We start from the raw sequence: 23,258 nt of genomic DNA on the forward strand, positions 1-23,258 counted from the left end.
GCCCTTCAGAGGGCGGCCCCGACCCGGGCCTTCTCCGGCGAGAGCTCCTGCGTCAGATCCTCCGCCAGCAGCCGTTTGGCGATCATGTCCACCGCGGCCCGCAGCTGCCGGTCGTCGGGACGTGACCCGTGCTCGTCCAGGCGTTCGTTGAGCCACCGCGCCCACGCGACACTGATCGCCGCGGCCTCCCGGCTCCCGGCGGACGTATGCGTGAACAGGTGGCCGTCGCCGGTGAGATAGCCCTCCTCGATCATCCGGTCGAAGACCGGGACCAGCACCTCCGGCGGGACCCGGTGCCGGGTCGCGATCAGGCCGAGTCCCGCGTGACCGACCATTCGGGTGAACAGCTCGACCTGCATCACCGCCCAGGCCCCCGCCACGTCCAGCCGGGTGTCCGACTCCGCGACGATCCGCCGTGCCGTGTCCGGACCCGCGTCACGGAGGATCTTGGCCACGGAGAACTCCAGGAGCCGGGCCGAGTCGCCCGCGCTGGGCTGGGCGAAGCCCTCGCCCATGTCCGTCGAGCCGACCCGCGCGGTGTCCCGCAGCTTCACCTCCTTCAGGAACAGCGCCACGACGAACCCCAGGACCGCGACGGGCACCGTCCACAGGAACACGGTGTGCAGCGTGTCGGCATACGCCTGGGCCAGCGGCGCGGCCTGCGCGGCCGGCAGAGCGTGCAGCCCCTGCGGGCTCTGCGAGGCCTTCGCCAGCACCGCGGGGTCGCCGCCCGCCCGAGCCGCCGCGGCGACGCCGTCGGTGAGATTCGGTTTCAGCGCGTTGGCGTAGATCGTGCCGAAGACCGCAGTGCCGAAGGAACTGCCGAGCGTACGGAAGAACGTCACGCCCGATGTCGCCGTACCCAGGTCCGCGTAGTCGACCGTGTTCTGCACGGCGATGGTCAGCACCTGCATGGACAGCCCGATACCGACGCCGAGCACCAGCATGTAGAGCGATTCCAGCCACACCCCGCTGTCCGGGCCCATCCGGGAGAGCAGATACAGCCCGACCGCCATGACCAGCGAGCCCACGATGGGGAAGACCCGGTACCGGCCCGTCTTGGAGACCACGTTGCCGCTGAAGATCGAGGCGGCGAGCAGCCCGACGACCATCGGCAGCGTCCGTACCCCCGACAGGGTCGCCGAGTCGCCGTCCACGTACTGCAGATACGTCGGCAGGAAGGTCATCGCGCCGAGCATCGCGAACCCCACGACGAAGCTCAGGATCGAGCAGACGGTGAACACCGGATTCCGGAACAGCCGCATCGGCAGCATCGGTTCCCTCGCCCGGAACTCCACCACGCAGAAGAGCGCCAGCGCGACGGCGCCGCCCGCGAAGAGAGCGAGGATGACGGGAGAGCCCCACGCGTACGTGTTGCCGCCCCAACTGGTCGCCAGGATCAGCGCGCTCGCGCCGACCGTGACCAGGGCGATGCCCAGATAGTCGATCACGGGTCGCCCCACGGCCCTCACCGACGGGATCGTGCGGGCGGCGGCGATGACCACCACGATCGCGATCGGCACATTGACGTAGAACGCCCAGCGCCAGCTCAGATGATCGGTGAAGAGCCCGCCGAGCAGCGGCCCGATCACCGTCGACACCCCGAAGACGGCACCCAGCGCGCCCTGGTACTTGCCGCGCTCGCGCAGCGGGATCACATCGGCGATCAGTGCCATCGAGGTGACCATCAGCCCGCCGGCGCCGATGCCCTGCAGCCCGCGCCAGACGATCAGCAAGGTCATGTTGGTCGCGAGGCCGCACAGGAACGAGCCGGTGATGAAGATGACCGCGGACAGCTGGAAGATGATCTTCCGGCCGAACAGGTCGCCGAACTTGCCCACCAGGACCGTCGCCACCGTCTCGGCGAGCAGATACGCGGTGACGACCCAGGACATATGGGCGGCGCCGCCCAGATCCGAGACGATCGTCGGCAGTGCGGTGCCGACGATCGTCTGGTCCAGGGCGGCCAGCAGAAGCCCGAGCACGATCGTCGCGAAGACGATGTTCCGGCGGCGCGGATCGAGTACGGGCGGCGCGGCGGCACTCTGCGCGGCGGGGGCTGTCTCGCTGGCAGTGGTCACGCTTGCACCCTCACACCGGGCCCCGTCCGCCGCATGTGGGGGACGGCCGGACGTGTCGTCAGGCCGACAGATCCCGCAGGGAGGCCTTCAGCCGGGTCACGAACGCCTCCCGCACCGGCTCTGCCACCCGGTCCAGCGAGAGATACGGATTGAGGTCCTCCAACTCGACGAGCAGCAGCTCACCCTGCGCGGTCCGGCAGGCGTCGACCCGCTGGATGCCGTGGTCGAGGCTGTTCCACTCCACGAACGAGCTCGCGAACTCCAGATCCGCCGCACTCGGGGCGTACGGCTCCAGCACCCACCGCTGCTCCGGACGCGGCGCGTACAGCGCGTACTGGAAGTCCCGGTCGACGAAGTAGAACGACACCTCGTACCGGAAGTCGATCCGCGGCTGGACGAGCGTCAGGCCGTCGTCGCTCACCGGCAGTGCGGCCTCCGGTACGAACCGCAGACCGACCGAGTCCGCTCCCAGCTTCGGCTTGACCACGTAGTGGGAGGCCGCGGGCAGCAGCCCCAGATCGGCAGCCCGGTCCACCGTGGGGATCACCGGATGTCCCGCCCGGCTCAGATCGACCAGATACTGCTTGCCCGCCATGTCCCCGCGGCCGTGCAGCGGGTTGTAGACGGGTACGCCCAGCTCCAGCGCCCGCGCGCGGAACGCGTCGTACGCCTCCTGGTAGTGCAGCACCGGACCGCTGTTGCGTATGACGACCGTGTCGAAGCCGTCGAGCAACGCGGCGGCGTCCCGGGGGTGACAGAGCGCGACATCGAACTCCTCCCGCAGCCGCGACGACAGATGGATGTCCTCGTCGCAGTAGCGGCGGCCACGAGCCTCGTAGGAGAGGTCGGTGACGAGGAGCAGGGACGGGCGCGGGCGCTCGGACATGGTGTTCCCCCAGAGGGTGTGTCTGCGGACGGCGGATCAATAACCTTGACGGCGTTGCCCGTCAACGACCCTGGAGCGTCATGACGTCTGCCCCGTACGAGTCGACCGCATCGCAAGCGTCGCCACTTCCGGACATTCTCTCGCCGGCCTTCGCGGCCGATCCCTACGGGGCCTACCGGATCATGCGCGAGAGCGCCCCGCTGATCCGGCACGAGGCCACGAACAGCTACCTCGTCTCCCGGTACGAGGACGTGGCACGGATCTTCAAGGACAAGGCCGGCGAGTTCACCACCGAGAACTACGACTGGCAGATCGAACCGGTCCACGGCCGGACGATCCTCCAGCTCAGCGGACGTGAGCACGCCGTGCGCCGGGCCCTGGTCGCCCCCGCCTTCCGGGGAGCGGACCTTCAGGAGAAGGTGCTGCCGGTCATCGAGCGCAACGCGCGCGAGCTGATCGACGCCTTCCGGCACACCGGCGAGGCCGACCTCGTCGACGCGTTCGCAACCCGCTTCCCGGTCCTCGTCATCGCCGACATGCTCGGCCTGGACAGGGCGGACCACGACCGCTTCCACGGCTGGTACACCACCGTCATCGCCTTCCTCGGCAATCTCGCAGGAGACCCGGAGGTGGCGGCGGCAGGTCAGCGGACCCGCGAGGAATTCGCCGAGTACATGATCCCGATCATCCGGCAGCGCCGGAAGGCGCCCGGCGACGATCTGCTCTCCGCGCTCTGCGCCGCCGAGGTCGACGGGGTGCGGATGAGCGACGAGGACATCAAGGCGTTCTGCAGCCTGCTGCTCGCGGCGGGCGGCGAGACCAGCGACAAGGCCATCGCCTCCCTCTTCGCCAACCTGCTCGCCCACCCCGAACAGCTCGCCGCTGTACGGGAGGACCGCTCCCTCATCGAGAGGGCCTTCGCGGAGACGCTGCGCCACAGCCCGCCGGTCCACATGATCATGCGCCAGACGGCGACCGAGGTGGAGCTCAGTGGTGGCACGGTGCCCGCCGGGGCCACCGTCACCTGTCTGATCGGTTCCGCCAACCGCGACGAGTCCCGCTACAGGGAGCCCGACCGCTTCGACATCTTCCGCTCCGATCTGACCAGCACCACCGCGTTCTCGGCGGCGGCCGACCACCTGGCGTTCGCGCTCGGCCGGCACTTCTGCGTGGGCGCGCTGCTGGCTCGGGCGGAGGTGGAGACGGGGGTGAACCAGCTGCTCGACGCGCTGGGGGAGCTGCGGCTCGCGGACGGCTTCACCCCCTTCGAGCAGGGCGTCTTCACCCGGGGCCCGCGATCGCTGCCGGTCCGGTTCACCCCGGTCCCCGGCTGATCCCGGCGAGGGGCCGGCCGGAAGCGGTTCAGCGGATGTGGCGCCCGGAGATCGCCCGTGTGATCACCAGCCGCTGGATCTCGCTCGTCCCCTCGAAGATCGTGTAGATCTTGGCATCGCGGGACATACTCGAAACCGTACAGGCCGATCCTGGCGGCTCACCGGATGACGGGCCACGGGGTCTCTTCGCGGGCGTCCCACTCGGTGGCGGCCGGCCGGACGACCTGGGCGGCGAAGCCGTGCACCCAGTCGCGCAGGTCCTGCTGCTCCTCGGTGAGGGCAAGGGGGAACCAGCTCAGGGGCTCAGGCCTTCGGGATGTCGAAGCAGCGGGTCAGGCCCGAGGCCAGCCCGACGTCGCCCGCCACTTTCAGCCTGCGCATCATGAACATCGTCACCGGGTTGCCGTTGCCGGAGACCAGTCTGAGGAACTCGGCGTCCCCCATCACCAGTGTCGTGCGCGGCTCGGCCTCGGAACGCCCCTCGCTGACGGTGCAGGTGCCCCCGCAGATGGAGGTCTCGAAGACCGCGTCGCTGTCGCCGGTTGTCTTCCAGCGGATCAGTGCCTTCAGCTGCCCCGCCGCCTCCGGGCGGAACTGCTGCTTCATCCGGCCGAAGACCTCGCCGAGCACCCGGGAGCGCAGTTCGCCGTGCATGACCTCGCCGAGCTGCCTGGCGGACAGGCCCTTGACGATGCGGGCGAACTCCTCGGGGGAGGCGGCCGCGAAGCCGAGCCCGGCCAGTTCGCCGACGAGATCGTCGCTGCTGTTGTCGGCCACGCCACTTCCTTACTCTGAAGTAAGCTTACTTCTGGGTAAGGTATGCGCCGTGCCGACCCTTCGCAAGGCGCGTGGGGAGCAGGGGTGCGGGCGTGTCACCAGGAGCTGCCGGGACGCACCGGCAGCCCCGGGTGGTGGGCGGCGAGGATCTTGTTCGCGCGCGCCAGCTCGGAGAGCGCCTGTTCGCGGTCGGCCTGGTCCTCGCCGCAGAGCCGTGGACCACGGAAGCTGCGCACCTCGCGCGCGGCGCATGCGGCGTCGAACTCCGCCTGCAGGATGTGCGGCGGGATGCAGGACCCGATCAGCGCGGCGACCCGGTCCGGGATCGGCACGGGTACGAGGAGGTGTGAGGCGGTCATGAGGGGTGCCCTCTCGGATGGTTGGCCAGGAGGTGGTTCTCGGCGTGGCCACCGGGTGGGCGGCCGACTCCTCCATGTGTACGGGACGCAGTTCCGGGTTTCTTGTTGAGAACGTCTCCGTGTGGCAACCGTTTGAGAGTGATCGGGTATTTCTTCTTACCCGTAAGTAAGTTGACTCATCGTGACGTACGTGCTGCATCTGTGTTCCGGCCCGCCGTGCTCGGGCGCGCGGCGGCCGACTCGTGCCCCCGGTCGGTCACGGAGCTAGAGAGACACGTCGGTGCCCCGCTCGCGCAGTTGGAGTGCCCGTAGTACGGCCTCGGTCGAGAACCGGCTTTCGGGATCGACCAGTTGGGCACCGAAGATGGTCTCCAGATTGCGCATCCGGTACCGGACGGTCTGGGGATGCACATTGAGCAGCTCGCCCATGTGGGCCGCGGTCCCCCTGGTTTCGAGCCAGACGCGGAGCGTTTCGATCAGTCGCTCGCGCCGGTTGGTGCTGATTCCCGCGATCGGAGCCAGTTCGCGCCGTGCGAGTTGATCGAGGAGGGCCGTGTCGGAGAGGAGCCACAGCGTGATGAGGTGGTCCTCGCACCGTACGAGCGGCGCGTCCGCGACGATCCCGGCGTCGATGAGTTCGAGGACCCGGCGGGCCCAGCGGATTGAGTCCGAGGCGAGCGCTGTGGGGACGGTGAGTCCGATGGCTGCCCGGGTGCCGAGGAGGGCGCGCTCAAGCATCTGTCTTCGCGCGTCGTCGAGCGGCCCCGGGATGAGTAAGTGGGGCTGCGGATCACTGAGGTCGACCAGTACGTCACGGTCCAGGCCGGCCCGGTCGATCCCGGCCGGGGCTCGGGCGGCGACCAGGGTCACCTGCTCCGGCAGTGTCCAGCCGGTCTGCTCGCAGAGCTCGGCGATGGCGGTCCGGGGCACCGGTCGCCCGGCGAGGACCAGGTGCAGCAGGCGGCGGCGCATGGCCTCGCTCTGCTCGCCGGACTGCGACTGCACCTCCAGGAAACCCTCGCGGGAGAGCGACTCCAGTTCGTCGATGTACGCGAACAGCGCGTCGGCGAAACTGAGCATCAGGGTGGGGGAGAAGCTGTAGGTCCGGCCGACCTTCTTGGCCCGGCGCAGCGCCACCCGGGCGCCGAGCCGATAGGCCCCCTGCAGCGTCTCCATACTGCGGCCCTCATAGGCCTCGAACCGCCCGAAACGACGGCACATGTCGTCGCGAAGCGTGGTGGAGGTGGACGGCTCGGCGACCAGATCGACGAACGACGCAAGGCTCTGTTCCACGCCGACACGAATGGCCTGACCGTTCGGGCCGTTGAGTAGACGCGCGTATTCCGGATAGGCCCGGGTGACCTCGACGCCGATTTCCTTGATCAGGCTCGGAAGTTCGGGCCGCATGATTGCGGCGAATTCCTGGGGGAGCGGACCCAGGGGGTCTCCGATGTCCGACGGCTGTATAAGTTCTGGCATGACTGTCCCCTTTTGCTCTCCGGCGCCCGGTGGGGGTGAGGCGGTGGGGGGAAAGCGCTCCCATCAACCGGCAGGTGCGTACCAAGTTCGCGATGAAGATAGACCAAGTCAGCTGCCATGCCCACCACTTGTGCAAGATCGGAGTGCAAGGGGCACGCATCTCGGCCGCGTTGTGGGGCTTCCGTGCAGGTGGGGCGGCAATACTCACTTCCGGACAACATATTTCGGCCGCTTGTTCCTCGACGACAAAATTCCGGCACCGGTGAAGCGGCGCGGCGGGCGGCGGGAGCGGGGCGGTCGACGACGTCCGCCGTGTGCACACCGCTCCGGAACGGCCTCCCGGACGCGGTCGCGCCCGCGTGACGGCCGTGGGTGGCCGCACCGGCCGGAGTGTCGCCGCGCCGAGTGTCGCCGCGCCGAGTGGCGCGTTCACCACGTTCGGGCGACCGCCGCCGGCCGGCTCTTCCTCGTGCGGGGGAGGTCCCGTACCCCGCGATGCCATCCGTCGCGCCTTCACATGCGCATCCGTTGACAAGCCTCCAGGCTCCGTCTGCTCATTTCTGGATCAAAAATCGATTATCGCAAAAGATCTTAACCGGCAGGATTGTGTCGCCGTGTTTCCCGCAAGTAACATCACGGCTCGGCCAATTACGGCATGCAATTAGCCGGTAATTGACTGCTCGGTCTCCGGGCTCCGGATCCACCCGCGACGCACTACTGAAACCGGGCCGTCGGCGTTCACCTGACGTGGCCGTGCCCCAGAAAGTCCCGCACACAACGCATGCAGTCGCCCCTGGCGCCGATGCCGCCTGCGTTGAAACCGGCCAACTCCATGTACGACCGCCGTCCAACGGGGCGGCAGTCAAGAGGGGACGACATGAGAATCGCTTCGACCGGAGCGCGCGTGGGGCTGCTGTCAGCCTGTACCGCGTTCGTCGCCGTGCTGTCCACCGGAACGGCCACCGCGGCCACTCAACTGAACGGGCACTGGGCGCCGTTCAACCGGTGTCCGGTGGACGCGCCCGCCATGCTGGCGGCCGACGGCGTGACGAACATCGCGACCTGCATCTCCTCGCATTCGGCCAGCGGGTCGATCAAGCTCGGCAACACGCAGGTACCGACCGGGAACACCGACCTCCAGCTCGGAGTGATCCAGCACAGCGACGGCACCACGTCGCTGGTGGCTCCCTCGGAGGGTGCGCTCGTCGCCGACTCCGCGAACCTCCCGGGTGGTCTGCTCGGTCTCATGTGCCCGAGCGGTATCCCGGTCGTCTCGGGAATCTGCAACCAGATCACCAACAGCACCCTCAACAAGGTGACCGCCACGATCGAACCGGCTGGTGCTCCGGGGGACTTCAACATGGCCGCGAGCTTCGGCACCGGCCAGCCGATCCTGTCGATCCCGGTCCGCATCCATCTGCGGAACCCGTTCCTCGGGGACAAGTGCTACATCGGGACGACCTCGAACCCGATCGTGCTGAAGCCGCAGAACACGACGGCCCCCTCCCTCTCGCTCCAGCAGTTCGCGGGCGACGGGACGCCCAGTGACACGGGTGAGATGGGGCGCTACACCTTCGACGGCGCCGACCAGGGCGACTCCGGCTATGCCGTTCCGGGGGCCAGCGGTTGTGGCGCCGGCCTGCTGGACTGGGCGGTCAACCTGAAGACCGGCCTTCCTTCGGCGACGGGCAAGAACAACGTGGTCCTGAACAACACCGCGACGTACTTCGCGAGTCCGTACGACCCGGCGTCCCTGGCTCCGGACGAGGGCAAGGCGCTCTCGCGGTACTGGCACTCCGCCGCACGCTGATGCTGTGACCGGCCGTCGGACCAAGGGCTGTCCCGTAATCCCTGGCGGGCGCGCGACGGCAGCTACTTCCCCAAGCTCTCGGCTGCGCTCGAACAGGGGAGGCCCCATCCTCGCCGCATTGTCGGAACGTCCGAATACATCCAGTATGCGGACGTCCCTCCGCCTTGCGATGCACCGCATCTGACGCCGCGCGCTGATCCACCATGGATTACGGGACAGCCCTTAGCGCGCCGCGGACAGCGGCCCGGCGATCGGGCGCAGCATCTGTCATTTCGACGGATCGGCGTCACCAGATGTGGTGGGGCAGTTCACGACCAAATCCGTACCGCCGAAATGCGGAAGCGAAAGACAGGAAGAGCCGAATCCCTTCTCAACTCGGAATAGGTGGAGTACCGTACCGGACGGTAGTCGCGACAAGGCCGGATCAATCAATACCGTCGCCCGGATCTTGGTCAACCATTTCGGTGGACTATCGAATCTGTCGGAATCGATCGCACACATGATGTGTCCGAATTATTTCCGGCGAAGCAGTGACCCGCTCGCCACATCGGCGGGAGCACCTCCCCAAGAAAATTCCACGGTGGGTCGTGACAGTCCTTTCCGTCTGCGTCGCACCCCACTGATTCAGCAACGGGACAGGAAAAGGGAGAAGTTCTATGCGTAGGAAGACGAGCATCCTGACCGCGGCCGCCGCCGCTGCCGCCGCGGTCGCCCTGACCGCTCCGTCGGCGATGGCCGGTCCGACCGCGGCCTGGACCATCACGCCGACGGGCGGCTTCACCGGCGCCGCCGGCCAGACCATCCTCACCGACAACGTCGGCAACCAGATCAAGTGCGCCACCGCCACGGCCAACGGCACCGCCCCCGCCTCGCCCGTCGCCGGGCCGGTGCTCGCCCAGATCACCACCGCCACGTTCAACGCGCCGTGCACCGGTCCGTTCAGCAGTACCTGGACCGTCACCAGCGAGACCTCCGGAGCCAACGGTCCGTGGCGGATCAACGGCAATACGCCGGGTGGCTACACGGCCGGCGCCGGTGCCAACGCGACCGGTCTGACCAAGGGATACATCGACAACATCAAGGCCACGGTCTCGGGTTCCAGCGTTCTCGGCCCCTGCACCTTCGTGGTGACGGGCTCGGTGGACGGTGAGTACAACAACCCGACCACCGGGGGCGCCAACGGCACCCTCGCCGTCGCGCCCGCCGCGACCAGCCCGCGCACACTGACCATCAGCAACAAGGTGGGCGCCGGCTGCGGAATCGTCGGTGCGACGGCTACCTTCAAGGGCACCTACACCGTCAAGAGCACCTCCGGCGCGTCGCCCGTCATCACGTACAGCTGACCCGCCGCGCGCTCGATGACCCGCTCGTAGCGGACGGCCCGGCCGCGCAGTCGCGGCCGGGCCGTCCGGTGTGACGTGGGTGCCCCCGGAGCTGTCCCGGCACTCAATGAATGACAGTGTCCTGTTCGTCGATTGTCACCGATTGCCAAGAATGACGGCGTTCGCCGCGGCCGGTGGATCATTCAGGATTCACCGCTTCCCCTCGGTTGCGGCGGCGCGTACCGTACCGTCCGGTAGGCCGGGCGGTGCTGCCGGTGGATCAAACGCCCACGCGGTGAGCCGAATGTGAGTCCCGGAGGTATGGAGACATGGCAGCCAACGTGCGCTGGACAACGCGCCGGCCGGCGCGATTTGCCGCAGGTGGCCTCGTGGTTGTCGCGGCCACCTTACTTCCCGGAGCGGATTCAGCGGCCGAGCCGCAACGGTCGGAGAAATCCCTCGAATACAATTGTCAATTCCCGGACGATTCATATGCGGTGACGGCCGTCGTCGCAGGTCGATTTCCGGCAGCCGGCAAGGTGGGACGGCCGATCCAGCCCCGCGATGTGACGGTGGAGGTCGATCTGCCGAAGGCCGCCCTGGACGAGCTGGCGGGACTCGACGCCACGGCCGTGTCGGCTCTCGTGCAACTGAAAGTCCTGCACACCACGTCGAAGGACTCCGTCACCGCCGACTGGTCCGGATTCGCGGCTCCCGTCCAGGACATCGCGGGGCGGGACAGCCTCGGGCTCGAAGCCGCGGGCGAGGTACCGACGGCCACGTTCGGCTCGCCCGGCACCGCGACCTTGTCCGCCTCGGACCTGACTCTGACCCTGAGCCCGTTGAAACAGGACGGCTCGCCCGCCGTCCCGAAACCCATCGACGTGGCCTGCCGGCTCGTGGACGGGGCGGACGGCACGCTCGCCTCGCCGGTCATCGGCGGTCCGGCGGCGGAAGAGCCCGTCGAGCCCGCCCCGGGCCTTCCCGACCTCGTCGGGAAACTCCCGCCCGACCAGCGGAAGAAGTTGGACGACGCCCGCCGCGCGGTCAAGGCGGGGGGCTCCGACTCCGACTCCGACCCCGAACCATGCCCCTTCCCGCCGTTCTCCGTTCCCACGCCGGCCGAGGCCTACGTGGCAGGGTTCACGAACGTCAAGAAGCTCGACGGCGCGGCGCTGCTCGGGCCCGCAAAGCTGAACGTCGTCCTGATGAAGACGTACATCGCCGATCCGTGCACGGACACCTTCACCGTGCTCAGCGAGGCGGACTTCGAATACAACGGGCGTCGGCAACTCCCTCCGGCCAAGGGGACGTTCCTCACCTACGGATTCATGCCGACCACGGCGACCATGGTGCTGTCCCAGGTGGGCCCGCCCGCCTCCATCGAGTCCGTCAGTCACAACGCCGACCCCAGAATCCCGGAGGACACGACCGTCACCGCCGATTTCCAGCTCACGCTCAGTGATGTCCGTGTCAATGGCGAACCCCTCGACGTGGGCCCCAACTGCCGGACGGTCAAACCGATCAAGCAGACACTCCACGCGTTCGGTACGGGTAATCCGCCCTCGGGATACACGGTCAACCGCGGCGGCACCATGAACGGTGAAACAGACATCCCGGCATTCACGGGCTGCGGTGTCGACGAGGACTTGTCACCTCTGATGACGGCCTCGATCTCCGGCAGCGGAAACTACATCAAGATGACGCAGGCCCCGCTGTGTGTGCTCAGCAACCCCGACAGCGTGGACTGTCCCGCGAAGAAGCCCATTCCGGAACGCTGACCCGGCACTGCGGCCGTCGGCCCCCGAACCCCTCAGGGCTCGGGGGCCGACGGCCGTGCAGCTGTACGGCCGGGCACTTTGCCGCGGACGCCGCATGTGCGGCAGATGCCAATCCCCGAGCGAATGACACCCCCGCGTCCTGCGGAATTCCTCACTCCCGGACAGCTCTGTCCCGCAGATTACTCACTCGATTACAAAGAGACGCTGCCCCTTGGGCACCGTGGAGAAAGTTCGGCATCCAGTATTGCGAAGTCAGGTTACTCAGCCGTAGCGTCCCATGTGACCAGCACGGAAATGTATCCGTATCCGCATGTCGGGCGCATGAGACGTCTGGTCGCACGCCCCATGCCCAGAATTCCCGACGGGCGGCTACGCATCCCCGCCCCGAACCCGGGGCGCAGCGCCCGCGGTTGTCGGGTTCCTGCGGCTCCGACACAACGGGCCGTGGGCCCCCGACCTGTCCACCGGAGTGCTTGCGCAAGTTTCGACAAATCCGGGCGACTGATTTGTCAACGAGTGACAAGTGATCCACATCCAGCACATCGTTCGTTGATTTCCGCTGTTCAACGGCTTGTCCTGGCGGTTTCGACGGACATACCGTGCGCCTCCTGGTGCATGGGTGACGAGCCGCCATTGGATTTCTCAGAGCCGGAGCGCTGACAGATGACTTCGTTCACAACAACTTCGAAGGAGGGGCGATGGGAATCGAAGTAGTCGTCGAGGGCCTCACGAAGTCCTTCGGCAAGCAGAACATCTGGCAGGACGTCACCCTCACACTGCCCGCCGGCGAGGTGAGCGTCATGCTCGGTCCTTCCGGCACCGGAAAGACCGTGTTCCTGAAATCCATCATCGGTCTGCTGAAGCCCGAGCAGGGGCGCGTGCTCATCAACGGCGTCGACATGGTGAACAGCCCCGAGCGCGACATCATGGAGACCCGGAAGCTCTTCGGGCTCATGTTCCAGGACGGTGCCCTCTTCGGCTCGATGTCGCTCTTCGACAACATCGCCTTCCCGCTGCGCGAGCACACCCGGAAGAAGGAATCAGAGATCCGCCGGATCGTCATGGAACGGATCGACATCGTCGGTCTGCTCGGTGCCGAGGACAAACTCCCCGGTGAGATATCCGGCGGTATGCGCAAACGCGCCGGGCTGGCCCGAGCCCTCGTCCTGGACCCGCAGATCATTCTCTGCGACGAACCGGACTCCGGACTCGATCCGGTCCGCACCGCCTACATCTCCCAGTTGCTCATCGATCTCAATGCGCAGATCGACGCGACGATGCTCATCGTCACCCACAACCTCGACATCGCGGCCACCGTCCCGGACAACATGGGCATGCTGTTCTGCCGCAATCTCGTCACCTTCGGGCCGCGCGAGGTACTGCTCACCAGCGATGTGCCGGTCGTCTCCCAATTCCTCGCGGGACGCCGCGAGGGTCCCATCGGGATGGCCGAGGAGAAGGACGCAGCGACGCTCGCCGCCGAGGAGGTGAACGGCTACGGCGTCGGCATCAGTTCCGCCAACGGTCCGCGCACCGTCGTGCCGCAGCTGGAGCCGTCGCCCGGCATGCCCGTACGGCAGGCCGCCCTGCGCCGCCGGGAACGGGTCCTGTCGATGATGGGCCAGCTGCCGGAGGCCGCCCGTACGGCGATCATGAACAGCTACGCCCCGGCCGCGGGCGGTGGACGCCCATGACGGCGCCCATGCCGGTGAGACCTCCCGAGCCGCCCGGGGCCGACTCGGCCGGGCCGAAGACACCGGAGCAGCGGCCTCCGGCACGGCTGCTCGCCCCGCTGCGCGAGACCGGGAAGCTGTTCTCCCTCGCCGGGACCGTGAGCCGGGAGATCTTCCGCAGGCCCTTCCAGGTGCGGGAGCTCATCGAACAGTTCTGGTTCGTCGCCAGCGTCACCATCCTGCCCGCCGCGCTCGTCTCCATCCCGTTCGGCGCGGTCATCGCCCTGCAGGTCGGCTCACTGACCCAGCAGCTCGGCGCCCAGTCGTTCACCGGCGGCGCCAGCGTCCTGGCCGTCATCCAGCAGGCCAGCCCGATCATCGTGGCACTGCTGATCTCCGGTGCGGCGGGCTCGGCCATCTGCGCGGACCTCGGTTCGCGGAAGATCCGCGAGGAACTCGACGCGATGGAGGTCATGGGTGTCTCGCCCGTCCAGCGGCTCGTCGTCCCGCGTGTCCTGGCCACGATGCTGGTGGCCGTTCTGCTCAACGGTCTGGTCTCCGTCGTCGGGACGCTCGGCGGCTACTTCTTCAACGTGATGCTGCAGCACGGCACCCCCGGGGCCTATCTCGCCAGCTTCTCCGCCCTCGCCCAGCTTCCCGACCTGTACATCAGCGAGGTCAAGGCGCTGATCTTCGGCTTCATCGCGGGCATCGTCGCCGCCTATCGCGGGCTCAACCCGCGCGGCGGCCCCAAGGGCGTCGGTGACGCGGTCAACCAGTCCGTCGTCATCACCTTCATGCTGCTGTTCTTCGTGAACATGGTCCTCACGGCGATCTACCTCCAGATCGTCCCCGCGAAGGGGAGCTGACCGATGTCGATGCTCAGCTGGCTCGATCGATCGGGTGAACAACTCGCCTTCTACGTCCGGGCGTTGATCTGGATCCCGCGGACGCTGCGCCGTTATCTCCGCGAGGTCCAGCGACTGCTGGCCGAGGTTGCCTTCGGCAGCGGCGGTCTCGGCGTCGTCGGCGGAACCATCGGCGTGATGATCGCGATGACCCTCGCCACCGGCACGGTCGTCGGCCTCCAGGGGTACGCGGCCCTCAACCAGATCGGCACCTCCGCCTTCACCGGCTTCATCTCCGCCTACTTCAACACCCGCGAGATCGCGCCCCTCGTGGCCGGACTCGCTCTCTCCGCGACCGTCGGCGCCGGTTTCACCGCCCAACTCGGCGCGATGCGGATCAACGAGGAGGTCGACGCCCTGGAGGCGATGGGCGTGCGGTCCATGCCCTACCTCGTCACCACCCGGATCATCGCCGGCGTCGTCGCGATCATCCCGCTGTACGCGATCGGGCTGCTCTCCTCGTACCTCGCGTCCCGTTACATCACCGTCCTGTTCAACGGACAGTCCGCGGGCACCTACGACCACTATTTCAATCTCTTCCTCTCCCCGGACGATGTGCTGCTGTCGGTGCTCAAGGTGCTGATATTCAGCGTGATGGTGATCCTCGCCCACTGCTACTACGGCTTCCACGCCACGGGCGGGCCCGCCGGAGTGGGCGTGGCGGTCGGCCGGTCGGTGCGCAACGCCATCGTGCTGATCAGCCTCACCGACTTCTTCCTCTCCCTCGCCATCTGGGGCGCCACGACGACGGTGAAGGTGGCCGGCTGATGAACGCTCGCCGCGCGCAGACCGTCCGCCGCAGACTCGCCGGAGTCACCTTCCTCCTCGTACCCGCGGTGCTCGTGTGGGTGTCGGTCTCGGTGTACAGGAAGGACTTCACCCATGACGCCACCGTGACCGTACGCACCGGGAGCGTCGGCAACGAGATGCACGACAATGCGGACGTGAAGCTCCGCGGCGTCGTCGTCGGACAGGTCCGCGCCATCTCGGCCGACGGGGACGGGGCCCGGCTCACCCTCGCCATCAAACCCGACAAGCTCGACCGCATACCGGCCGACGTGACCGCCCAGATGCTGCCCACCACGCTCTTCGGGGAACGGTTCGTGGCGCTCGTACCGCCCGAGGTGCCGTCCGCGCAGACACTGCGGGCCGGGGCCGTCATCCCGCAGGACCGCTCCAGCAACGCCATCGAGCTGGAGGAAGTCCTGGACAACGTCCTGCCGCTGCTGACCGCGGTGAAGCCGGAGAAGCTCGCCGCCACCCTGGGCGCGGTCTCCCAGGCGCTCGAAGGGCGCGGTGAGAAGCTCGGCGACACACTCCGCACGCTCGACGCCCACCTGGCCAGGTTCAACCCCCAACTCCCCACGCTCAACGCCGATATCAAGGAGCTCGTCAAGGTGAGCAAGGTGTACGAGGACGCCGCTCCCGACGTCCTCGACGCACTCACCGACTTCACCACCACCAGCGGCACGATCGCCGAACAACAGGCGGAACTGGCCGACCTGTACGGGGCCACCACCGCCTCCGCGCAGGACGTCACCTCCTTCCTGCGGGAGAACAAGGACAACCTGATCCGGCTCTCCGCGACGAGCAGGCCGACACTGGAACTGCTCGGCCGGTACTCCGACGAATTCCCCTGCACCCTGCGGACCATGGCCGGCTTCGTCCCGGCCATGGACAAGGCGCTCGGCAAGGGCACCAGCCGGCCCGGACTTCACGTCACCGTCAAGAGCGTGAAGTCCAGGGGCACGTACGTGCCCGGCCGGGACACCCCGGTCTACGACGCGACCGGCGGACCGCACTGCTACTCCGTGCCGTACGTGGGCCGGACCGTACCGACAGCCGACGCCCGTACGACGCGGGCGGTCGAACCGGCCGCCGGCCCGCGCGGCGGCGAACCGGCCGTCACCACACCCTCGGACCGGGACTCCGCACTCGGCATGCCCAACTCCCCGCAGGAGAGCCGACTGGTCAACGAACTGGTCGCTCCCTCACTGAAAGTCCAGCCGCAGACCCTGCCCGACTGGAGCAGCGTGCTCATCGGTCCGGCCTTCCGCGGTGCGGAGGTGAAGCTCAAGTGAAGCGCCGCTCCCTCGCGGGACCACTCGCGAAATCGATCGTCTTCATTCTGGTGACCGTTCTGGCCACCACCGTCCTGGCGCTGTCCATCGCCAACACGGGGGTCGGTGACACCACCACGTACAGGGCCAGGTTCACCGACGTCACCGGGCTGATCGTCGGTGACAGCGTGCGGATCGCCGGGGTCAAGGTCGGTCAGGTCGAGTCCATCGAGGTGGCCGACAAGCGGCTCGCCGAGGTCGGCTTCGCCGTCCGCAAGGGACGCAAGCTCCCCGCCTCGGTGACCGCCTCGATCAAGTACCTCAACATGGTCGGTCAGCGGTACATCGACCTCGACCAGGGCGCGGGACCGGTCGGCCGTAGCTTCGCGGCCGGAGCGACCATTCCGCTCTCCCGCACGACGCCGGCGCTCGATCTCACCCAGCTCTTCAACGGCTTCCAGCCGCTCTTCGAAGGACTCTCCCCGCCGGACGTCAACCAGCTCGCGGGCTCCATCGTCCAGGTGCTCCAGGGCGAGGGCGGCACCGTCGACAGCATCCTCCAGCACGTCGGCTCGCTGACCGGAACGGTCGCCGCCAAGGACAAGGTGATCGGCGAGGTGATCAAGAACCTCAACACGGTCCTGAAGACCGTCAACGACCGCGAGGCAGGCTTCGACGACCTCGTCGTCACCCTCCAGAAACTCGTCACCGGATTCGCCGGCGACCGCAAACCGCTCGGTCAGGCGGTGGCCGCGATGGGCGCGCTCACCACGGTCACTGCGGACCTCCTCGACGACGGCCGCAAGCCACTCAAGGACGACATCAAGCAACTCGGCCGCCTGTCGGACCAGTTGGGCAAGGGAACGCCGCAGATCGAGAACTTCCTGCGGAAGACCCCGGCCAAGATGGAGGCGATCGGCCGCCTCGCCTCGTACGGCTCGTGGCTCAACCTCTACCTCTGCGAGGCCAAGGTCAGCGGTGTGACGACCTCGGACGGCAGCGCCCCGCCCACCGGCATCGTGGTCACGAAACCGAGGTGCCGGGCATGAGGATCAAACCCGTACGGGAACGCAACCCCGTCGCCGTGGCCGTCGTCGGACTGATCGTCCTGGCCCTCGTCGGCCTGGCCGCCTACCGCGCCGACTCGCTGCCCTTCATCGGCGGCGGCACCACGTACCACGCCGACTTCACCGAGTCCGCCGGACTCGGCGAGGGCGACGAGGTACGGGTCGCCGGAGTGAAGGTCGGTGAGGTCACCGGTGTCTCGCTCGACGGCGCCAAGGTGAAGGTCGGCTTCAAGGTGAAGGACGTCTGGATCGGCAACTCCTCCACCGTGGGCATCGCCATCAAGACGCTGCTGGGCGAGAAGTACCTCGCCGTCGACCCACTGGGCGACGCCCCGCAGGACCCGCACGAGCGCATCACGGTAAGCCGCACCACCTCTCCGTACGACGTCACCCAGGCGTTCAACGGACTCGGCGAGACCATCGGGGAGATCGACACCCAGCAGCTCGCCAAAAGCTTCGAGACGATCTCCGCCACCTTCAAGGACTCTCCGCCGGACGTGAAGAGCGCCGCCGACGGGCTCTCCGCCCTGTCGAAGACGGTCTCCGAACGGGACGCCCAGCTCGCCACCCTCCTCAAGGGCAGCAAGCAGCTCACCAAGACGCTCGCCGACAAGAAGAGCAGCTTCGAAACCCTACTGGAGGACGGCAATCTGCTGCTCGGCGAGATCCAGGCGCGCCGCGACTCCATCCATCTGCTGCTCACCGGCACCCGGAACCTGGGAACCCGGCTCACCGGCCTCGTCGAGGACAACGACAAGCAGCTGGGGCCCACCCTGGACTCGCTCGGCCGGGTCACGGCGGTGCTGGTGAAGAACCGCAAGAGCCTCGACAAGGTGCTGTCGCTCGCCGGTTCGTACAACCGCCTCGTCGGCAACACCCTCGGCAGCGGCCGGTGGTTCGACAACTACGTCTGCGGGGTCGTCCCGAAGAACTACCTGCCCGCCGGTACACCCGCAGGACCCGAATGCAAGCCACCCAAGCAGCAAGGCGGCCGATGAGATGAGAATGACGCGCATCGTCGGCATCGGCGCCGGACTCGTCGTGGTGGCCGTCGCGGCCACCACCGGGGTGAGGGCCATGGACGACGAGGGAACGACCACCATCACCGCCTACTTCGACCGGGCCACCGGTGTGTACGCCGGATCGGACCTGCGGATCCTCGGCGTCAAGGCCGGCAGGGTCGAGTCGGTCACGCCGCGCGGCGAAGAGGTCAGGGTCACCCTGCGGGTCGACAAGCGTATCAAGGTCCCCAAGGAGGCGCACGCCGTGGTCGTCGCCCCGAGCCTCGTCGCCGACCGCTACGTCCAGCTCGCCCCCGCGTACGACGGCGGGCCGCTGATCGCGGACCACGCGGTGCTGCCCGCCGCGAAGAACGCCACGCCGGTGGAGGTCGACCAGCTGTACGACTCCATCACGAAGCTGTCCAAGGCCCTCGGCCCCGAGGGAGCCAACGCCGACGGAGCGCTCTCCGGACTCCTCGACACCGGCGCCAAGAACCTCGACGGCAACGGAAAGGCCATCGGGAACTCCATCGAACAGTTCGGCAAGGCGACCAAGACCCTCGACCGGAGCAGCGGAAACCTCTTCGACACGCTGTCCTACCTGCAGACCTTCACCACCATGCTGAAGGACAACGACGGCAATGTGCGCGCCGCCGAACAGCAGCTCAACTCGGTCACCGGATTCCTCGCCGACGACAAGGAGAACCTCAGCGCCGCCCTGAAGGAGCTGGGCACCGCCCTGGGCCAGGTCAAGACCTTCATCCAGAAGAACCGCGGTGCCCTGAAGGCGAACGTGGACGCCCTGGTGCCGCTCACCCAGACCCTGGTGGACCAGCGCGCCTCACTCGCCGAGTCGATGGACACGCTGCCTCTCGCCGCGGACAACGTGGTCAACGCCTACGACCCGGTGAACCGCACCCTCAACGGCCGCACGAACCTCAATGAGCTCTCCATGGGCGGACCCCTCACCGAGGGCCCGGCCACCGGACTCGCGGGCCTCGCACCGGTGGACGCCGCACGGCAGAAGGCGCTGCCCGCCCTGCCGCTGCCGACCGTCGGCACCGTCTACGGGACCCCGGTGAAGACGACCACGGACAAGAAGGGGGCGAACCGATGAGCCCGGCCCTGCGCAGACCCGGAGCCCGCACGGCCGGCGTCGCCGCGGTGCTGGCCGTGGGTGTCGGCCTCGCCCTGGTCGTCACCGGCGCCGGCCTGCCGACGTTCACCGGCGTGGACCAGCTGCCGCTGCCCGGCGGCGCCGATCTCGGTGACCATCCCTACGAGATCACCGCGGAATTCGCGGACGTCCTCAGTCTCTCCCCGCAGTCCTCGGTCAAGGTCAACGACGTCGCCGTCGGCCGCGTCACCAAGATCTCGCTGGGCTCGGACAGCTGGAACGCCAAGGTCACCATGCGGGTCAACGGCAAGGTCGAACTGCCCCGGAACGCCTACGCCCACCTCGAACAGTCCAGCCTCCTCGGCGAGAAGTACATCCAGCTCTCGCCGCCCGCGACCGGCACCGCCCGGGGCCGGCTCGCCGACGGAGACCGGATCCCGCTGACACGGACCAACCGCAATCCCGAGGTCGAGGAGGTCTTCGGCGCCCTGTCGATGCTCCTCAACGGCGGTGGCCTCAACCAGCTCAAGACCATCACCACCGAACTCAACAAGGCACTCGCCGGACAGGAACCCCAGGTCCGCTCCATGCTGAACCGGGTCGACACCCTCGTCACGAACCTGGACGGCCACAAGCAGGACATCACCGACGCACTCGACGGCGTCAACCGGCTCGCCGCCACCCTCGCCACCCGCAAACAGGACGTCGGCACGGTCCTCACCGGGCTCAGCCCCGGCCTGAAGGTCCTGGAGAAGCAGCGCGGTTCGCTCCTCACCATGCTGCGCTCGCTCGACACCCTCTCGACCGTCGCCGTCGACACGATCAACAAGAGCAAGGCCGACATGATCGCCGACCTCAAGGCCATCGCCCCCAGCCTCAAGGCGCTCGCCGACTCCGGCAGGGACCTGCCGGACTCCCTCCAGGTGCTGCTCACCTACCCGTTCACGGACGAGGTGCTGCGTGGCGTGAAGGGCGACTACCTCAATGTCTACCTGGATGTGACGGCCATGCCCGGCACTCAGGTCATCCCCGCACTGGACCCGGACACGATCCCAGCCCCCACGAACGCGAAATCCGGCTCGGCGCTGCCGCTGCCGCTGCCCTCGGTCGCTTTGTCGGGCACGAAGGGGACCAGCTGATGATCACCCTCGCCATCCGGCTGAAGAACATCGCCTTCCTGATCATCGCGGTGCTCGTCCTCGGCTATCTCGGGGTGCGCTACGCCGACCTCGGTCACTACATCGGCATGCGCGGCTACTACACCGTCACGGTGCAACTCCCTCGGACCGGCGGGCTGTACACCCATTCCAACGTCACCTACCGAGGCGTGTCGGTGGGCCGGGTCGGTCCGATCGAGCTCACCGACGACGGGGTCGAGGCCGAACTGCGCATCGAGAACGACGCCCCGCCCATCCCGGACAGCCTCAAGGCCGTCGTCGCCAACCTGTCCGCTGTCGGCGAGCAGTACGTGGATCTGCGGCCCACCCGTACCGAGGGCCCGTACCTCGCGAACGGCTCGGTGATCGAGCAGGCCGACACCACCGTCCCGGCCCCCGTCACTACCGTCCTCACCAGCGTCAACGACCTGGCGGGCTCGGTCGACCTGGAATCCCTGCGCACCGTCGTCGACGAGTTCGGCACCGCGTTCGAGGGGCGCGGCGACGACCTCCAGGTGCTGCTGGACACCGGGAGCGACTTCGTGCAGGCGGCCGACGACGCGCTGCCCGTCAACACCCGGCTGATGGTCGACGGCGAGACCGTGCTGCGCACCCAGGCCGAACAGGGCGAGGCACTCAAGGGCTTCGCCTCCGGTGCCCAGCAACTGGCCACCGAACTCAAGGGATCCGACACCGACCTGCGCAGGCTGATAGCGGTCGCCCCCGACGCGACCGGCCAGATCAGTGGACTGCTGCGGGATCTCGACCCGAGCTTCGGTGTCGTCGTCGCCAATCTCCTCACCACCTCGGAGGTCGCCGTCACCCGGCAGCGCGGACTGGAGGAACTCCTGGTGAAACTGCCCGCGGTGGCGGCGGCGGGATCGAGCGCGGTGGACGGGAACGGCGCCCGGTTCGGCATGTCGGTCACCTTCTTCGAACCGCTGCCCTGCACCGCCGGGTACGGCTCCACGCCCTACCGCAGCGGCCTGGACACCTCGGCCGGCCAACCGTTCAACACCAAGGCACGCTGCACCTCGTCGCCCGGGACCGGGATCAATGTCCGAGGCAGCGCCAACGCGCCGAAGGGCGGCGCCGTGCCCGCGCCCGCCAAGCCGGGCTCGATGCTCCTCGGGCACGGCTCCGCGGACCGGCTTCCCGGAGCACTCGGCGTCACCGGGAACACCTCGACGGCCGACGACGGCATGGCCGGTCTGCTGGGACTCGGAGAGGGAGGCGGCGCATGACGTCCCGTACGAAGACCGTGAGCGTCTGGGCGGCACTGCTCGCCGCCGCGCTGATCTGCGCACTCGGCGGCTGGTCCTACGCCGACGCGCGCGGTGACGAGGACCTGGCGTACGCGAAGGCGCGCGATGCCGCGCTGACCGACGGAAAGCACCACCTCGCCCGGCTGAACAGCCTGGACGGCAAAGACGCCAAGAGCGTCGACGCGGGCCTCGGTGGCTGGCTCGACTCCTCGACCGGGCCGCTGCACGACCAGCTGAGGCGCACCCGCGGAAAGGACGCGGGCGAACTGACGAAGTCCGGTTCCACCGCACGCGGCAAGGTCACCGACGCGGCGCTCACCGCGCTCGACGAGCGGACCGGCACGGCGGAGCTGATCGCCACCGTCGACGTCGAGGTCACCCCGCGCACCGGCAGGGGCGGAACCGAGCGTAAACGCTTCGGCGCCACGCTCGCACGGACCCCGGACGGCTGGAAGGTCAAGGCGCTCACCGCCATACCGGTCGGGGGCGGCGCATGAAGCAGCGCGGAGGGACGGCGGTCGTGAGCACGGACGTGGAGGCGGAGAACACCGAGAGCACCGAGGATGTCGAGGAGATCGAGGAGATCGAGGAGGTCGGCGGACCCGACGCCGACGAGGACGGCACGGACAGGCCCGGGACGGACCGCCGTTGGCCGCGCGTCGTGGCCGCGGTGCTGGTCGTCGTGCTCCTCGCGGCCGGCGGCACGCTCTTCGCCAAGGGCAGGCAGTTGCGGGACACCCCGGCCACCTCGAACCGCGCACTGACCGACAGCGCGGGGACCAGCCGGGTCGCCGGCGATGTCAGCGACGCGCTCGGCAAGGTCTTCTCGTACAGCCCTCAGGCCACCGGCGTCACCAAGGAGTCGGCGAAGCAACTGCTGGCGGGCAAGGCCCTCCAGCAGTACGCGGCCCTGTTCGGCCAGGTCGAGAAGCAGGCCGCCGACCAGAAGCTGACGCTCACCACCCACGTCGTACGCGCCGGAGTCACCCGGCTGACGGGCGACAGCGCCCATCTGCTCGTCTTCCTCGACCAGGTGTACGAACGCGAGGGCAAACCGGCCACCACGGCGGCGGCACAGCTCTCCGTCACGGCCCGGCTGAGGGACGGCCACTGGACCGTCGTCGAGATCACCTCCAGATGACAGAGCCCGCACGCGCGAATCGGCACGGATCGGCCGGCAG

21 protein-coding genes and 1 pseudogene are annotated in these 23,258 nt (G+C 68.1%); 15 read left to right on the forward strand and 7 right to left on the reverse strand.

Going from position 1 to position 23,258, the window contains the following annotated elements; translation table 11 throughout:
• Nucleotides 1-5: 5 nt before the first annotated feature.
• Both ACZ68L_RS01020 and ACZ68L_RS01025 read right to left on the reverse strand, forming a co-directional pair.
• The gene (locus ACZ68L_RS01020) at nucleotides 6-2,081 is read right to left on the reverse strand and encodes an MDR family MFS transporter (protein WP_469573106.1); all 2,076 of its coding nucleotides are present in this window, start codon (nucleotides 2,079-2,081) and stop codon (nucleotides 6-8) included.
• Nucleotides 2,082-2,139: 58 nt separating this feature from the next.
• Nucleotides 2,140-2,967: an ATP-grasp domain-containing protein gene (locus ACZ68L_RS01025; RefSeq protein ID WP_469573108.1), complete on the reverse strand. Its 828-nt coding sequence runs from the start codon at nucleotides 2,965-2,967 to the stop codon at nucleotides 2,140-2,142.
• Between the two features lie 80 nt (nucleotides 2,968-3,047).
• Between ACZ68L_RS01025 and ACZ68L_RS01030 the strand changes: the two genes are divergently transcribed.
• Nucleotides 3,048-4,301, forward strand: a complete 1,254-nt coding sequence (locus ACZ68L_RS01030) for a cytochrome P450 (protein ID WP_469573109.1) — start codon at nucleotides 3,048-3,050, stop codon at nucleotides 4,299-4,301.
• A gap of 28 nt (nucleotides 4,302-4,329) precedes the next feature.
• Here the strand turns inward: ACZ68L_RS01030 and ACZ68L_RS01035 are convergent, their stop codons facing one another.
• The 5 genes and pseudogenes from ACZ68L_RS01035 to ACZ68L_RS01055 form a co-directional block, all read right to left on the reverse strand.
• A complete protein-coding gene (locus ACZ68L_RS01035; protein WP_469573111.1) occupies nucleotides 4,330-4,428 on the reverse strand; it encodes an acyl-CoA dehydrogenase family protein in 99 nt (32 codons plus the stop codon).
• Between the two features lie 34 nt (nucleotides 4,429-4,462).
• Nucleotides 4,463-4,600: pseudogene (locus ACZ68L_RS01040) on the reverse strand (acyl-CoA dehydrogenase family protein); the annotation flags it as partial.
• Nucleotides 4,601-4,604: 4 nt separating this feature from the next.
• Nucleotides 4,605-5,078 carry an SCP2 sterol-binding domain-containing protein gene (locus ACZ68L_RS01045; protein WP_469573113.1) on the reverse strand — a complete coding sequence of 158 codons (474 nt, stop codon included), beginning with the start codon at nucleotides 5,076-5,078 and terminating at the stop codon, nucleotides 4,605-4,607.
• Nucleotides 5,079-5,173: 95 nt separating this feature from the next.
• The gene (locus ACZ68L_RS01050; RefSeq protein WP_469573114.1) at nucleotides 5,174-5,437 is read right to left on the reverse strand and encodes a hypothetical protein; all 264 of its coding nucleotides are present in this window, start codon (nucleotides 5,435-5,437) and stop codon (nucleotides 5,174-5,176) included.
• Between the two features lie 264 nt (nucleotides 5,438-5,701).
• Nucleotides 5,702-6,916, reverse strand: a complete 1,215-nt coding sequence (locus tag ACZ68L_RS01055) for a PucR-like N-terminal domain-containing protein (RefSeq protein ID WP_469573117.1) — start codon at nucleotides 6,914-6,916, stop codon at nucleotides 5,702-5,704.
• A gap of 877 nt (nucleotides 6,917-7,793) precedes the next feature.
• Here ACZ68L_RS01055 and ACZ68L_RS01060 point away from each other — a divergent pair.
• From ACZ68L_RS01060 to ACZ68L_RS01125, 14 genes are all read left to right on the forward strand, one after another.
• The gene (locus ACZ68L_RS01060) at nucleotides 7,794-8,726 is read left to right on the forward strand and encodes a hypothetical protein (RefSeq protein ID WP_469573118.1); all 933 of its coding nucleotides are present in this window, start codon (nucleotides 7,794-7,796) and stop codon (nucleotides 8,724-8,726) included.
• Nucleotides 8,727-9,382: 656 nt separating this feature from the next.
• Complete coding sequence (locus tag ACZ68L_RS01065; RefSeq protein WP_469573119.1) at nucleotides 9,383-10,069, forward strand: hypothetical protein; 687 nt, start codon at nucleotides 9,383-9,385, stop codon at nucleotides 10,067-10,069.
• A gap of 308 nt (nucleotides 10,070-10,377) precedes the next feature.
• Nucleotides 10,378-11,829 carry a DUF6801 domain-containing protein gene (locus ACZ68L_RS01070; protein ID WP_469573121.1) on the forward strand — a complete coding sequence of 484 codons (1,452 nt, stop codon included), beginning with the start codon at nucleotides 10,378-10,380 and terminating at the stop codon, nucleotides 11,827-11,829.
• A gap of 698 nt (nucleotides 11,830-12,527) precedes the next feature.
• The gene (locus ACZ68L_RS01075; RefSeq protein ID WP_469573122.1) at nucleotides 12,528-13,523 is read left to right on the forward strand and encodes an ABC transporter ATP-binding protein; all 996 of its coding nucleotides are present in this window, start codon (nucleotides 12,528-12,530) and stop codon (nucleotides 13,521-13,523) included.
• Nucleotides 13,520-14,371, forward strand: a complete 852-nt coding sequence (locus ACZ68L_RS01080; protein WP_469573124.1) for an MlaE family ABC transporter permease — start codon at nucleotides 13,520-13,522, stop codon at nucleotides 14,369-14,371. The genes ACZ68L_RS01075 and ACZ68L_RS01080 overlap by 4 nt, the downstream gene beginning before the upstream one ends.
• Nucleotides 14,372-14,374: 3 nt before the next feature.
• Nucleotides 14,375-15,178: an MlaE family ABC transporter permease gene (locus tag ACZ68L_RS01085; RefSeq protein WP_469573126.1), complete on the forward strand. Its 804-nt coding sequence runs from the start codon at nucleotides 14,375-14,377 to the stop codon at nucleotides 15,176-15,178.
• Entirely contained in the window at nucleotides 15,178-16,491 is a 1,314-nt protein-coding gene (locus ACZ68L_RS01090; protein WP_469573128.1) for an MCE family protein, read from the forward strand. Before ACZ68L_RS01085 ends, ACZ68L_RS01090 begins: the two co-directional genes overlap by 1 nt.
• Nucleotides 16,488-17,519: an MCE family protein gene (locus ACZ68L_RS01095; RefSeq protein ID WP_469573130.1), complete on the forward strand. Its 1,032-nt coding sequence runs from the start codon at nucleotides 16,488-16,490 to the stop codon at nucleotides 17,517-17,519. Before ACZ68L_RS01090 ends, ACZ68L_RS01095 begins: the two co-directional genes overlap by 4 nt.
• The gene (locus ACZ68L_RS01100; RefSeq protein WP_469573131.1) at nucleotides 17,516-18,535 is read left to right on the forward strand and encodes an MCE family protein; all 1,020 of its coding nucleotides are present in this window, start codon (nucleotides 17,516-17,518) and stop codon (nucleotides 18,533-18,535) included. The genes ACZ68L_RS01095 and ACZ68L_RS01100 overlap by 4 nt, the downstream gene beginning before the upstream one ends.
• Before the next feature lies 1 nt (nucleotide 18,536).
• Nucleotides 18,537-19,655: an MCE family protein gene (locus ACZ68L_RS01105; RefSeq protein WP_469573133.1), complete on the forward strand. Its 1,119-nt coding sequence runs from the start codon at nucleotides 18,537-18,539 to the stop codon at nucleotides 19,653-19,655.
• Nucleotides 19,652-20,794 (forward strand): MCE family protein, encoded by a 1,143-nt coding sequence (locus ACZ68L_RS01110; RefSeq protein WP_469573134.1) that lies wholly within the window; start codon nucleotides 19,652-19,654, stop codon nucleotides 20,792-20,794. Before ACZ68L_RS01105 ends, ACZ68L_RS01110 begins: the two co-directional genes overlap by 4 nt.
• Nucleotides 20,794-22,056: an MCE family protein gene (locus tag ACZ68L_RS01115; protein ID WP_469573135.1), complete on the forward strand. Its 1,263-nt coding sequence runs from the start codon at nucleotides 20,794-20,796 to the stop codon at nucleotides 22,054-22,056. Before ACZ68L_RS01110 ends, ACZ68L_RS01115 begins: the two co-directional genes overlap by 1 nt.
• On the forward strand, nucleotides 22,053-22,574 hold the full coding sequence (locus tag ACZ68L_RS01120) for a hypothetical protein (RefSeq protein ID WP_469573137.1): 522 nt from the start codon (nucleotides 22,053-22,055) through the stop codon (nucleotides 22,572-22,574). Before ACZ68L_RS01115 ends, ACZ68L_RS01120 begins: the two co-directional genes overlap by 4 nt.
• Complete coding sequence (locus ACZ68L_RS01125) at nucleotides 22,571-23,218, forward strand: hypothetical protein (RefSeq protein ID WP_469573139.1); 648 nt, start codon at nucleotides 22,571-22,573, stop codon at nucleotides 23,216-23,218. The genes ACZ68L_RS01120 and ACZ68L_RS01125 overlap by 4 nt, the downstream gene beginning before the upstream one ends.
• The last annotated feature ends 40 nt before the right edge of the window (nucleotides 23,219-23,258 follow it).

This window comes from Streptomyces sp. NPDC104309 (assembly GCF_055584025.1).